Origin of the sequence: Pseudomonas japonica (assembly GCF_013522925.1) — a bacterium.
GTDB lineage: Bacteria > Pseudomonadota > Gammaproteobacteria > Pseudomonadales > Pseudomonadaceae > Aquipseudomonas > Aquipseudomonas japonica_A.
This window is the reverse complement of the sequence record NZ_JAAMQU010000006.1, coordinates 123,020-134,954: the sequence shown is the minus strand read 5'-3', so window position 1 is coordinate 134,954 and position 11,935 is coordinate 123,020. Positions and strand designations below refer to the sequence as shown.

The following is an 11,935-nucleotide window of genomic DNA, read 5'->3' as shown; positions in this document are numbered from 1 at the left end:
TCGCGCGTTGAGGGGGTGGGCCAGAATAACCTCCCGCGAACAACCCCACGGCGTATCGCGAAGCGGACAGCGCTCGCGATACGCCGTGGGTGAGCGTTGTAATCCAGACGCCCTGTCAGGCGGCAGTAGCACCTGCATCACTATGGCCCAGTAGCTCCACCGTTACCTCGCCATGAGGATAGGCAAAGATAAAGCGCGATTCCTCAAGGGCTGCGACCTGATTACCGCTGAGGGTGACCTGGAACGAGCGCCCTTGGTCGTCGGTGGTGAGATCGCGCACGTAGGTGCGGTCAACGCTGGCGTTATAACTCACCTTCAGCGTACCGCCGGTACCATCACCGAGCGCGGTGTATCCCAGGTCCCTTACATCCAGCGTGTCCCAGCCCTGGCTGAAGTCAGTGATCAGGTCCGAATGGCTGGCCGTGGCGGTGCGATAACTGTCTTCGAGGCTATGGAACACGAACACATCCCCGCTGCTACCTCCGGTCAGCGTGTCAGCGCCGGCGCCCCCTGTCAGCCAGTCTTCATTCACGCCACCATTGATACGGTCGTTACCTGCGCCGCCATCGATAATATCCGCATTATTACCGCCGGTTAGCACGTCATTGCCCTCGGTGCCGGTTATGAAATTGCGATAAGGAGGCAAGCTGGTGACCACCTTGTCGCCCTCGCTCAGGGTGAAGTCGATACCACCCAATTGCAGGCCCGCTACTTGATCACCCCGCAGGGCCACTTCGAAATGCCCGCCCTGGCTATCGAGTGCTTTGGAGTACAGGCGCGTGAGGTCGCTGGCACTGTCATATACCAAAGCCAGGGAGGTTCCAGTGCCGTCGCCAAGGTTGGTGAAGCCCAGTGCGCTGACGTCGATGCGATCGAAGGCGTTAATGTCAAAGTCTGTGATCAGGTCCCGGCCCTGGGTACCGCCGGCAGCGGTGACGGTACTGTCTGCCAGTGCGCTGAAGAGGAAAGTATCCGCGCCCGCGCCGCCGCTCAGGCGATCACCGTCGGCACCACCGTCGAGGCGGTCATCGCTGCCCAGGCCTGAAAGGGTGTCTCGCCCGGCACCCCCCACCAGGGTTTCCTCACCGTGGGTAGTGCCTTTTAGGCTATCCGCCCCCTCTGTGCCGGAAATCAACGTCTGGAAGTTGGCAGCGGTAAGCAGGCCGCGGTAGTCACCCTTCAGCCCCACTTCAAAACGGTTGCCCTGGTCATCGGCATCGTAGCTCTTGAGGTAGGTGACGTCCTTGGCGGCGTTGTACACCAGCGCCAGGGTGCCGTCGTGGCCATTACCCAGCCCGCTGAAGCCGAGGCTGGCGACGTCAAGCTTGTCCGTGGCCACGTTGAAGCCACGGATCTGATCGGCATGGCTGCTGGTGGTATCACGGTAGCTGTCTTCCACCGAGTCGTAACGGAAGGTTGCACTGGAACGTTGGAAGTAGGTCCCGGTACCTACCAACACATCCACGCCGCTACCGCCTACCAGTATCGCGTTGCCGGCCCCGGCCGCTATCACATCGTTACCGGCTCCCCCTTGGATCACGCGATCATTGAAGTTGAAGTTATTGTTATAGCTAATGTCGTCGTTGCCAGCGGTGCCGGCGGTGTAGATGGTCGACGCGTTCGCCAGCAGGGTGCTGTCGGGGCCCACCAGCAGTGGCGCGGTAAGGCTTGCGCCGATGTAGTTCGCCTCGATCCTGTTGGCGTCGCTTTGGCCGGTTTCCAGGATGGTCGGTGCCAATGGGGTGAAGTCGTTGCTGCGCTGATCCTGGAAAATGTTGCCACGCACCAGTGAGCCGGTGCTGTCTTGCAAGGCAACCTCGGACAGCTCTCCCTCACGGCCATTGGACAGGAAGGTGTTGTCGATGATCTGTGTACCCGTGGCGTCCACTGCCTGCACCGCCACGCCACCTATATGGGTACTGAACTGCAGTTGCTCAACTCGCGCATCGGTGGTGCCTTCCAGGCGGATGGCATTCAAGCCATTGCTGTCTACCTGGCCCGAGATCAATGTGGCTGCGGTGCCGTCGGCATCGCCCACAACCAGCACGCCGTGGCCCTTGTTAGCGGTGCTGAGGGTATCCAGCACCGTCAACGGGCCGGTCACCGTCAGGCCGTTTCCGCCATTATCGCGGGTATAGGTGTCGCTGAGCTGGCTGTTCACCAGGCCCGAGGCGATGATTCCATCCAGGCCATTGGCGTCGGTGGTGGCAGCGCGTACCTGTACCTGGCTGTTATCGCCGCGCAGGTCCAGGCCGTAGCCGGACGCCTGGGTGACCCGCACGTGGTCCAGTGTCACGTCGGTACTGTCACCATTGACCCAACCGCTGGTTTCCCCAGTGGTATGGGTACGGTTGCCATCCAGGGTAAGGAAGCGCGCGCCGGTGTGGTCGCCCACGCTTTCTATCAGCGCGTCAGTGGAGGCCGCGCCATTGGCGAGTTTCAAGGTGGCGGGCGTTTCATACCCCCCGGGGCCCTCGAGAACAACCCCGGCCTTGAGCAACAGCGCCGCTCCTCCTTGCTCGGCGCTGATCACGTAGGTGCCGCCTGAAAGCCGTACGGTGCCTCCCCCGGCCGCCGCTGCGGCATCAATTGCCGCCTGCAGTGCCTGGGTGTCATTGGTGCGGCCATCGCCTAGCGCACCGAAGTCACTTGCGTTGAAATCAGTCATTGAGAAATTTTCCAGAGGGTCAGAGCACGGGCGTGCCTGCTATAGAGCCTTGAAGTGACCAAAGGATCCACATTTGCGCACCTTTTATCATTCCGTGGCCCTTGCGTTGTTGTTATGGATGGGGCGTTCAGGCGGCCAGCAATGCTGCCAGCGCGGGTACCGTCAGCACTGCCGTGTAATAACCCATGAACTGCACGCCGATGTTGAAGCCCACGAAGCGCGACAACAGCCCGCCGAGCAGGCCGACGGTAACGATGACCAGCAGGCCCAGCGCGCCGCCTTCCCAGATGCCGATCACCAGAATCAATCCCACGAAGGTGGAAATCACCGCTTCATGGCTGATCTTGCGCGATACGGAAGAGGCGGCCCGGTGGGCGTAGTTCATGGTGAAGGGGTAGGCGACCAGCACCGCGATGACCACCGCCGCCATGCCGTAACCGAGAAATTCCCAGGTGCTGAGCAGGTTGTGCAGGTTGTTCACCTGGCCGCTGGCGGCGTCCACGGTAAAGCGCGGCGGAGCATTGAACAGTGGCGCGGCGGGCCCCGCAGCCACGGGGCTCAGGGGCAAGCCGAAGGCAATCAGCGGGATCAGCGCTTCGGCGATGTAGGTGGCCTCGGTCACTCCGTTACGCGCGGCGATCACCGTGGTGAGGCGGTGATATACGTGCTTCACCCGGGCGCCCACCACTTCGCCCATGATCACGGTCATGGCCACCGGGCTGAACACGAACGTGGCGCTGGAAATCACCGCCGTGGCACCCGTCCACAGGGCCTGCTTGCGGTCCAGTACGCGCAAGGGGTTGGGGAAATAACCGCCCCAGCCTTTGACGTCCGGGGAAAGCGAAAACGTACGCGCGTGCGCTCGGCTCATGGCTTGGCGTTCGTTGGGGGCCAGCAGTGAAAACAGCGCCGCGATCAACGGCCCGATAGCGATCCCCAGGAAGTAGCTCACGCTGAGCTTCACTCCGTATTGGGCAGTGACCGCCTGCAGCCCCACGATCACCAGTACGAAGGGAATCAGCGCCAATACCGCAGCCAGCCGGCCCTTGGAAAACCAGGCGATCGCCACGGCGGCCGCGAGGAACACCCACGGCGCTGCCCGTTTGATAGGATCGCCGAACGGCCCGAGCATCACCGCGAACAGCACCGCCAGGGGCACTGCGATGAGGGCGGCGATCACTGCGCCGGAAATCATCTTGCGCAAGGCAATGTGCGGCACGCCGAGGTTGCGTAGCAGGTTGGCTTCGCGCATCAGTGGTGTGGCCATTGTGTCGCCGGGAATCCCCAACAACGCCGTGGGTACGGCGTGTGTCATGTGCTTGGCGACGGCGCCCGCCAGGAAGAAGGTGAGCACGCCCGGCGCGGGCACGCCCAGCAACACTACCAGGAGGGTAAGGGGGGCGAGAGTGGTGGTTTCGTCGCTGCCGGAAATCAGGCCGATGCCGGCGAAAATCACCGCGCCCAGCACACCCATCCCCAGGGCTATCAACAGTTGGTCGAGAACCAGGCCAGTCATGGGCGTCCTCCTTTTACAGCGAACACGGCGGGGGGCACTGCCGCGGTATTCGCCCGCGGTGTCTCGGCCCGCCCCGAAGACGCAGCACGCTCCTCGGCCGCGAACAGTTCATACAGGTCCATCTCCTTGAGCTCTGCCACCGTGGCCGCAGGAAGGTCGGCCAGCCGGCCAAGGTCACCGAATTCTTCCTTCAGCTCTTGCAGAAGCTGGGCGCGCTGGGCGGGATCGGCCTGATGCTCGACCACGATGCGTTTGGGTTTGAACAGGCACGCGCTGATGGCGCCGGCGCCCAGGCAACCGAGAATGCCCACCAGCATGGCGTAGGCGCGGGCCATTTGCGCCGAAGCTACCCAGGCGAGGAGGAAGTGCTGCGCGATGAAGAACGCGCCGAGGCTGACCACTGCCCCGATCAGGATCGAATATCCCAGGTGACGGCTGTCTACCGTGTCACCCCATACTTCGTAGAGTTGCTGCTTCACAGGTTTCTCCCAGTGCCCTTCGGGCTTTTATTGTTATGGACAGGGTAGGGCAGGCGGCTCAGCCCGGCACCGCCCGTTGGCGCCTGGCGCGCACTGCCCGGGCCACTCGCGAGGCTGACTCGCGGCCCAGCGCGGCATCGATGAAGGTGCCTGCGTCCACCACGGCGTTCAGGTTCACACCATGGCGCAGGCCAAGGCCATCGAGCAGGTAGAGCAGGTCTTCGGTGGCCAGGTTGCCCGTGGCGCCGGGCGAGTAAGGGCAGCCACCCAGCCCGGATACGGCGCTGTCGAACACCCGCACGCCCAGCTCCAGCGCGGTATGGATATTGGCGATGGCCATGCCATAGGTGTCGTGGAAGTGCCCGGCGAGGGCGGTGACAGGAACTTCTTCGGCGCAGGCCTGGATCAGCGCGCGGGTGCTGGCAGGGGTGCCGGCGCCGATGGTGTCGCCCAAGCTCACTTCGTAACAGCCCATGCGGTAAAGCGCCGTGCTCACCGCCGCCACCTCGCCTGGCGCCACGGCCCCGGTAAAGGGGCAGCCCATCGCGCAAGACACATAGCCGCGCACGCGAATCCCGTTGGCCGCGGCCCGGGCCAGCACTGGCTCGAAGCGCGCCAGGCTGTCCGCGATGGAACAGTTTATGTTCTTGCGGGAAAAGGCCTCGGAAGCGGCGGCGAACACGGCCACTTCGGTGCAACCCACAGCCAGTGCCGCATCCAAGCCCTGTTCATTAGGTACCAGTGCTGTCCAGGTCACGCCCGGGCGTTGGGGTAAGGCCTTGAACACCTTATCAGTACCGGCCATTTGCGGTACCCAACGGGGCGATACGAAGGCGCCTGCTTCCAGCGTGGTGAGGCCGGCGTCGGCAAGCCGGGTGAGTAATTCCACCCGAGCGGCAGCGGGCAGGGTGCGTGCCTCGTTCTGCAGCCCGTCGCGGGCGCCGACCTCCACTACCCGTACGGCGTCATCGTTGGCCAGGCTCATGGCTGTGCCCGTTTTTCTTGCAACAGCGCCGCGGCACGGTCGGCGCGCACGTCATGGGTCGCTACCATCTGTTTCACTACCCACTCCACTTCTTCGCCCCGCGCACCCGCAGACAACGCCACGTTGCGCGCATGCAACGCCATGTGCCCCCGCTGGATGCCTTCGGTGGCCAGCGCGCGAAGGGCACCGAGGTTCTGCGCCAGCCCCACCGCAACGGCAATTTCGGCCAGTTCCTGAGCGCTTTTCACGCCCAGAATGCGCAACGACAGCTGGGCCAGCGGGTGAGTTTTCGTCGCACCGCCCACCAGGCCCACTGGCATAGGCATTTCCAGCGTGCCCAGCAAGTGGCCCTGGGCATCTTTTTCCCAGGTAGTCAGCGAACCGTAGTGGCCCTCGCGGCACGCATAGGCATGGGCGCCGGCTTCTACCGCGCGCCAGTCGTTGCCGGTGGCGACGATCACCGGGTCGATGCCGTTCATGATGCCTTTGTTATGGGTCGCGGCCCGGTAGGGGTCCACGGCGGCGAAGTTGTAGGCGTCAAGGATGCCCTCGATCACGTCTTCGCCCCTGAACGCTTTCGTGGTCAGGGTTTCGGGACAAAGCCGTACCTGGGCGCGGGCCAGGCGCAGGTCCGCCAGGTTGGAGAGGATGCGCAACCGTACCTTGCCGCCGGTGATCTCCTCGATCAGCGGTGCCACGGCTTCGGCCATGGTGTTCACCGTGTTGGCGCCCATGGCATCGCGCACATCCACGATCAAATGGGCTACCAGCAGCGGGCCGCGCGGGGTGCTGGGGAAAGTGTGCACTTCCAGGTCCCGGCAGCCGCCACCCAGTTGGTTGAGCAACTGATCCTTGCGGTTGGCCAGCTCGATGATTTCCTGTTTGCGCGCCAGCAGGCTCAAGCGGGCGTTGTACGGGTCAGCGATGCCGACCACCTGTACCTGGGCCCGCATCAGCGGCAGGGTACTGGAGGTTTTGAAACCCCCGGCTTCCCGGGCCAGCTTGGCCATGAAGGAGGCGGCGGCAATCACCGAAGGTTCTTCCACCACCAGCGGTACCAGCACATCCCGGCCATTGATGGTGAAGTTGCTGGCAATCCCGTAAGGCAGCTCAAAGGTGCCCACCACGTTCTCGATCATGCCGTCGGCGATGGCCAAGGGAAGCGCGCCCGCCTCGCTGAGCAAGGCCACGTCGGCGTCGGACAGTGAAAGCCGCTCGCGCAGCTGGCCGAGACGGTCAGCCGGGGCCATGGCACGGAAGTCAGGAAGGCGGGAGTCGAGGCTCATGGAAGCGTCCTTTTCGGTTCTTATGGTCATTTGCCCTTACCCTAGCCCGGCGCGTTGGCACAACAAAGGTACAGTTTGGACAAACAGTACCCAGGCTGTACCCTCGGCCGAGGGAAGCAAAGGGCATGGCCATGGTTTATCAAACATTGGCGCAGCAGCTGGCGGCGACATTTACCGAGCAGATCGGCAACGGCACGTATCAAACAGGGGACCGATTGCCGTCCCTGCGCGAATGCGTGCGGGTGCTCGGGCACTCCAAGAACACCGTGATCACGGCGTATGAGCAGCTTGCCTCCCAAGGGTTGGTGGAGGCACGACACGGCCAGGGGTTTTTCGTCAGGCAAGGTGCAAGCCGTAGCCAGGAGGCGGAGGAGACCGCACCCTACGCCCGGGCCATGGACACCATCTGGTTGATGCGCCAGCAGTTCGTCCGCGAACCCGGTCAGGCACCCCTCGGCGAAGGGTTCCCGCCCACGGACTGGCTGATGGACATGCGCCTGGACCGGTTCACCCGGCAGATCATGCGCACCGGCGTGACCACGTTATTCCGTTATGGCAACCGCCTGGGTAACCCGGCACTGCGCCAGCAGCTGGCACGCAAGCTCGGGAGCTATGCCATCGCTGCCACGCCGCGCCAAATCGTCACCACCCATGGCGCCAACCACGCGCTGGACCTGATCATTCGCCGCTTCCTCGCCCCGGGCGATCACGTACTGGTGGAAGACCCTGGCTACTACCCGCTGTTTGGCAAGCTCAAACTTCACGGTGCCAATATGCTCGCAGTGCCCCGGTTACCTGACGGGCCGGACATCGACGCGTTGCGCAGGCACTTGCGCAGCCACAAGCCCAAGCTGTTTTTCATTCAGTCGGCGGGCCACAACCCTACGGGCTCGGACATTTCACCCAGCAAAGCGCATCAACTGGTGCAACTGGCCGAACAGCATGATTTTTACCTGGTGGACGACGACGCCCTCGCAGACTTCAAGCCTGCCACCACGATCAAGGTGTCCGCCCTGGATCAACTGAAACGGTCGCTCTACGTGGGCAGTTTCTCCAAATCGGTGTCCGCCGCGCTACGGGTGGGCTTTATTGCCGGCAGCAAGGAGGTGATCGACGAACTCGGCGACCTGAAGATGCTGTTGCACACCAGTTCGTCCGAGTTCTGCGAGCGCACGGTGGATGTGATCCTGGGCGAGGGGCATTTCGTGCGCCATTGCCTGCGCTTGCAGGACAGGGTAAGGGAGGCGACCGCACAAGGGCTGGATACCTTGGCCGAGCTAGGCGCTCAGGTGTTCTGCGCACCCCAGGCCAGCCTTTACCTGTGGGCGCGCTTTCCTGCTATCGGCGACGCCAGAGACCTTGCGCGGCTATGGCAGCCCAGGGGTTGCATGGTAGCGCCTGGGCATATCTTCTCGCCCGACCAACATCGCACCGTGCCCTGGACGCGTTTGAACGTGGCCTATATCGACCGTTTGCGAGGCTGAGCGCGCCCGCGGGTGTTCAACAGATCCTCGCACGGCATTCGCCAAAGCCGATCGGCGCCAGGCCGTCGCGGTGGCAGCGCGCCCGCAGGATGATTTCGTCCCCGTCGAGCAGAAAGCGGCGTTCCTCGCCGTTGGCCAGGATCAGTGCCCGTTTGCCGCCCTCGGTGATCTCCAGAAGGCTGCCGTACTGCCCGGGTTCAGGGCCGGACAGGGTACCGGTACCCATCAGGTCGCCCGGCCGCAGTTGGCAGCCATTGACGGCGTGATGGGTGACCATCTGCGCCATGGTCCAGTACATATGCTGCGTGTTGCTCAGCCCGATGCGTTGCGGGCCCAGGCCAGCGTCGTGCATGAGGGGGGTGAGCAACAGCACCTCCAGTTCGATGTCCAGCGCGCCCTGCTGTTGGTCGTTGGCATCGAGCAGGTAGGCCAGCGGTTGCGGGTCGCCTTCGGGGCGAGGCGCCTGGGCGCAGCGGAACGGCGCCAGCGCTTCGGCGGTGATCACCCAGGGCGACAAGGTAGTGGCGAAGCTTTTGGAGAGGAACGGCCCCAGTGGCTGGTATTCCCAGGCCTGAACATCCCGAGCGGACCAGTCGTTGAGCAGGCACAGGCCGGCGATGTGTTCGGGTGCATCGGCGATCGCAATGGGCTCGCCCTGGGCATTGCCGGGGCCGATCCATACGCCCATTTCCAGTTCGTAGTCCAGCCGCTGGCAAGGCCCGAACACGGGCACGCTGGCCCCGGCTGGCAGGGTTTGGCCGTGAGGGCGTTTCACATCGGTGCCGCTGACGTTCAGGGTGGAAGCCCGCCCGTGATAGCCGATGGGCACGTATTTGTAGTTGGGCAGCAGTGGGTTATCGGGGCGGAACAGCCTGCCCACGTTAGTGGCGTGGTGAATACCTACGTAAAAGTCGGTGTAGTCGCCCACTTCGGCGGGCAGGTGCATCTGGCAGTCCGCCTGCGGATACAGCGCAGGCGCCAGCCGGGTTTGATGGCTGCTGCGCTCGCTTAACAGGTCCAGCAGCGCTGAGCGTAGCGCGCGGCGAGGGCCGCTACCCAAGGCGAAGAAGCCATTGAGTGTGCTGGCGCTGGCGCACTCTGCCGCATCCAGCGCGCTGTCGGTGAACACGCCGGCGGCCACGGCCGCGCGAAGGTCCAGCACCTGATCGCCGATGGCGACGCCGCCGCGTGGCGTTTCCCCAAACCGGCTGAAGATGCCAAGTGGCAGGTTGTGCAAGGGAAAGTCGGCGTGGCCGTTGGCGCTGGTAGCCCAGCTACGCAAAGCGGAGCTGCTCATGAATGGCCTCGGGAAAAGTGGCTGGAAAGGCCCGCCCAGCAGGCGTCGTAATCGTTTTGAAGATGTTCGCTGTCCAGTGCCGCCTGGCTGGGCCTGAGCACCTGCGAGGTCTCGAACATGAACGCCATGGTGTTATCCACCTTCTGCGGCTGCAGGTCCGCCGCCATTGCCTTGCCCGCCGTGGCGTCGTCCGGCCCATGGGCACTCATGCAGCTGTGCAGGGAAGCCCCGCCCGGGCTGAAACCTTCGGCCTTGGCATCGTAGGCGCCGGTGATCAGGCCCATGAATTCATTCATCACGTTGCGGTGGAACCATGGCGGGCGGAAGGTGTTTTCCGCCACCAGCCAGCGAGGCGGGAAGATCACGAAGTCCACGTTGGCGACGCCTTCGGCCGCGCCGGGCGAGGTGAGAACGGTGAAGATCGACGGGTCCGGGTGGTCGAAGCTGATCGAGCCCAGTGTGTTGAAGCGCCGCAGGTCGTACTTGCAGGGCACGTTGTTGCCATGCCAGGCCACCACGTCGAAAGGCGAGTGATCGAGTTCGGTGGAAAACAGCTCGCCGAGAAATTTCTGTACCAGGGTCCAGGGGGTGGCGGTCTCCTCGAATGCCGCGACCGGGGCGAGAAAGTCCCGCGGGTTGGCCAGGCCGTTACTGCCGATGGGCCCCAGGTCTGGCAGGCGTAGCGGGCGACCATGGTTTTCACAGATGTAGCCCCTGGCCAAGGCATCGAGCAGTTCCACCCGGAACTTCAGCCCGCGCGGCAGCAGGGCGATTTCCTGCGGTTCAACCTGCAGCACACCCAGTTCGGTGACAATCCGCAGCCGCCCGGCCTGAGGCACCAGCAACCACTCGCCGTCGGCGGTGAAGAAGGCCCGTTGCATGGAGGCATTGGCGCTGTACAGGTACACGCTCACGCCGCTGGCCTGCTCGCTGTCGTGCGTTGCAGCGAGGGTTAACAGCCCATCGATCAGGTCGGTGGGCGTGGAAGGGTACGGCATGGGGTTCCAGCGCAACCGGTTGGGCGTGATCGGGCCGGCATGCCCTCCAGGGATCTGCCTTTCGAGCCGCTCGAAGCGCGGGTGGGCCGCGGAGGGCTTGATCCGGTACAGCCACGTACGGCGCGCCTCGCTGCGGGGCACGGTGAACGCAGTACCTGAAAACTGTTCGGCATAAAGGCCGTACTCTGGCCGTTGCGGCGAGTTCTGGCCTTGGGGCAGCGCGCCGGGCAGCGCCTCGCTGCTGAACTGGTTGCCAAAGCCGCTCATGTAAGTAAGTGGGTGCGCAGCTGACAGGTGCATGGCGACCTCTTGTTGTTTTTTGTAATTGAATTACGATTAACGTAATTTGAGTTCGCTGGCGGGTCAAGCTATAAACCCGCACTTCTTTGCAAAGGCACTTACCCCTTATGGCCAGCGATACCCCCGGGCCTGAAGCCAGCCCCGCCACCCCTGTACGGCAGCAAAAGGTTCAGGCCGCCGAAGTGGGCACGGGCATCCTCAAAGGGCTGGCGCAGCTGGCGCCCAGCACGTCGTTGTCTCGGCTGGCCGAACATGTGGGCATGCCCGCCGCCAAGGTCCATCGCTACCTGCAAGCGTTGATCGCCAGCGGGTTCGCCGAGCAGGACCCGGCCACCAACCATTACGGTCTGGGCCGCGAGGCGCTGCTGGTCGGCCTTGCGGCGCTGGGCAGGCTGGATGTGCTGAGAATCGCCAGCCCTCACTTGCAGGGCTTGCGCGATGAGCTCAACGAAACCTGCTTCCTGGCCGTCTGGGGTAACAAAGGCCCTACCGTGGTGCATGTGGAACAGTCCATCGGCGCGGTCACACTGGTCACCCGTGTAGGCTCGGTGCTGCCGTTGCTCGGTTCATCCACCGGCATGGTGTTCAACAGTTACCTGCCGGCCGCCGAAACCGCCGCACTCCTTCACGACGAAAGCGCAGGGCAGGGCGCGGCCTTCTTGAAGGACATCGAACAGCGTGTGGCGCACATCCGGGCCACTGGCCTGAACCAGGTGCACGGCTTGTTGATGCCCGGGGTGAATGCCGTGTCCGCGCCCTTGTTCGCCACGGGCCATGTACTGGCTGGGGTTATCACCGTAGTGGGCGCTGCTTCGGTATTCACGCCGCCCAACCAGGCAACCGCCGCCGAGCGGCTGCAGCAGGCCGCGCAGGCTATTACCGACCGCATGGGCGGGGCTCGGCCGCTGGATGTTTAGCGCAG

The 11,935-nt window shown here is 63.9% G+C and carries 9 protein-coding genes; 2 read left to right on the top strand and 7 right to left on the bottom strand.

Features of this window, described 5'->3' with window-relative positions:
• Nucleotides 1-115: 115 nt before the first annotated feature.
• The 5 genes from G7016_RS25370 to G7016_RS11510 form a co-directional block, all read right to left on the bottom strand.
• Nucleotides 116-2,668 (bottom strand): M10 family metallopeptidase C-terminal domain-containing protein, encoded by a 2,553-nt coding sequence (locus tag G7016_RS25370; protein WP_181114205.1) that lies wholly within the window; start codon nt 2,666-2,668, stop codon nt 116-118.
• A gap of 127 nt (nt 2,669-2,795) precedes the next feature.
• On the bottom strand, nt 2,796-4,184 hold the full coding sequence (locus tag G7016_RS11525; protein ID WP_181114203.1) for a tripartite tricarboxylate transporter permease: 1,389 nt from the start codon (nt 4,182-4,184) through the stop codon (nt 2,796-2,798).
• Complete coding sequence (locus G7016_RS11520; protein WP_181114201.1) at nt 4,181-4,663, bottom strand: hypothetical protein; 483 nt, start codon at nt 4,661-4,663, stop codon at nt 4,181-4,183. Before G7016_RS11520 ends, G7016_RS11525 begins: the two co-directional genes overlap by 4 nt.
• Nucleotides 4,664-4,721: 58 nt before the next feature.
• A complete protein-coding gene (locus G7016_RS11515; protein ID WP_181114199.1) occupies nt 4,722-5,648 on the bottom strand; it encodes a hydroxymethylglutaryl-CoA lyase in 927 nt (308 codons plus the stop codon).
• The gene (locus G7016_RS11510) at nt 5,645-6,934 is read right to left on the bottom strand and encodes a hydroxymethylglutaryl-CoA reductase, degradative (protein WP_181114197.1); all 1,290 of its coding nucleotides are present in this window, start codon (nt 6,932-6,934) and stop codon (nt 5,645-5,647) included. The genes G7016_RS11515 and G7016_RS11510 overlap by 4 nt, the downstream gene beginning before the upstream one ends.
• 131 nt (nt 6,935-7,065) lie before the next feature.
• Between G7016_RS11510 and G7016_RS11505 the strand changes: the two genes are divergently transcribed.
• Nucleotides 7,066-8,418, top strand: a complete 1,353-nt coding sequence (locus tag G7016_RS11505; protein WP_181114575.1) for an aminotransferase-like domain-containing protein — start codon at nt 7,066-7,068, stop codon at nt 8,416-8,418.
• A gap of 16 nt (nt 8,419-8,434) precedes the next feature.
• Here the strand turns inward: G7016_RS11505 and fahA are convergent, their stop codons facing one another.
• Together fahA and hmgA are read right to left on the bottom strand one after the other, a co-directional pair.
• Entirely contained in the window at nt 8,435-9,715 is a 1,281-nt protein-coding gene (gene fahA, locus G7016_RS11500) for a fumarylacetoacetase (protein WP_181114195.1), read from the bottom strand.
• The gene (hmgA, locus tag G7016_RS11495) at nt 9,712-11,013 is read right to left on the bottom strand and encodes a homogentisate 1,2-dioxygenase (protein ID WP_181114193.1); all 1,302 of its coding nucleotides are present in this window, start codon (nt 11,011-11,013) and stop codon (nt 9,712-9,714) included. The genes fahA and hmgA overlap by 4 nt, the downstream gene beginning before the upstream one ends.
• A 107-nt stretch (nt 11,014-11,120) precedes the next feature.
• Here hmgA and G7016_RS11490 point away from each other — a divergent pair, with 107 nt between their 5' ends.
• Nucleotides 11,121-11,930, top strand: a complete 810-nt coding sequence (locus G7016_RS11490; protein ID WP_181114191.1) for an IclR family transcriptional regulator — start codon at nt 11,121-11,123, stop codon at nt 11,928-11,930.
• Nucleotides 11,931-11,935: the final 5 nt, after the last annotated feature.

Excerpts from the sequence above, each read along its gene's own strand:
- G7016_RS11490 (WP_181114191.1), top strand. The coding sequence starts at position 11,121 with ATGGCCAGCGATACCCCCGGGCCTGAAGCCAGCCCCGCCACCCCTGTA.
- G7016_RS11510 (WP_181114197.1), bottom strand. The coding sequence starts at position 6,934 with ATGAGCCTCGACTCCCGCCTTCCTGACTTCCGTGCCATGGCCCCGGCT.
- G7016_RS25370 (WP_181114205.1), bottom strand. The coding sequence starts at position 2,668 with ATGACTGATTTCAACGCAAGTGACTTCGGTGCGCTAGGCGATGGCCGC.
- hmgA (WP_181114193.1), bottom strand. The coding sequence starts at position 11,013 with ATGCACCTGTCAGCTGCGCACCCACTTACTTACATGAGCGGCTTTGGC.
- fahA (WP_181114195.1), bottom strand. The coding sequence starts at position 9,715 with ATGAGCAGCTCCGCTTTGCGTAGCTGGGCTACCAGCGCCAACGGCCAC.
- G7016_RS11515 (WP_181114199.1), bottom strand. The coding sequence starts at position 5,648 with ATGAGCCTGGCCAACGATGACGCCGTACGGGTAGTGGAGGTCGGCGCC.
- G7016_RS11525 (WP_181114203.1), bottom strand. The coding sequence starts at position 4,184 with ATGACTGGCCTGGTTCTCGACCAACTGTTGATAGCCCTGGGGATGGGT.
- G7016_RS11505 (WP_181114575.1), top strand. The coding sequence starts at position 7,066 with ATGGTTTATCAAACATTGGCGCAGCAGCTGGCGGCGACATTTACCGAG.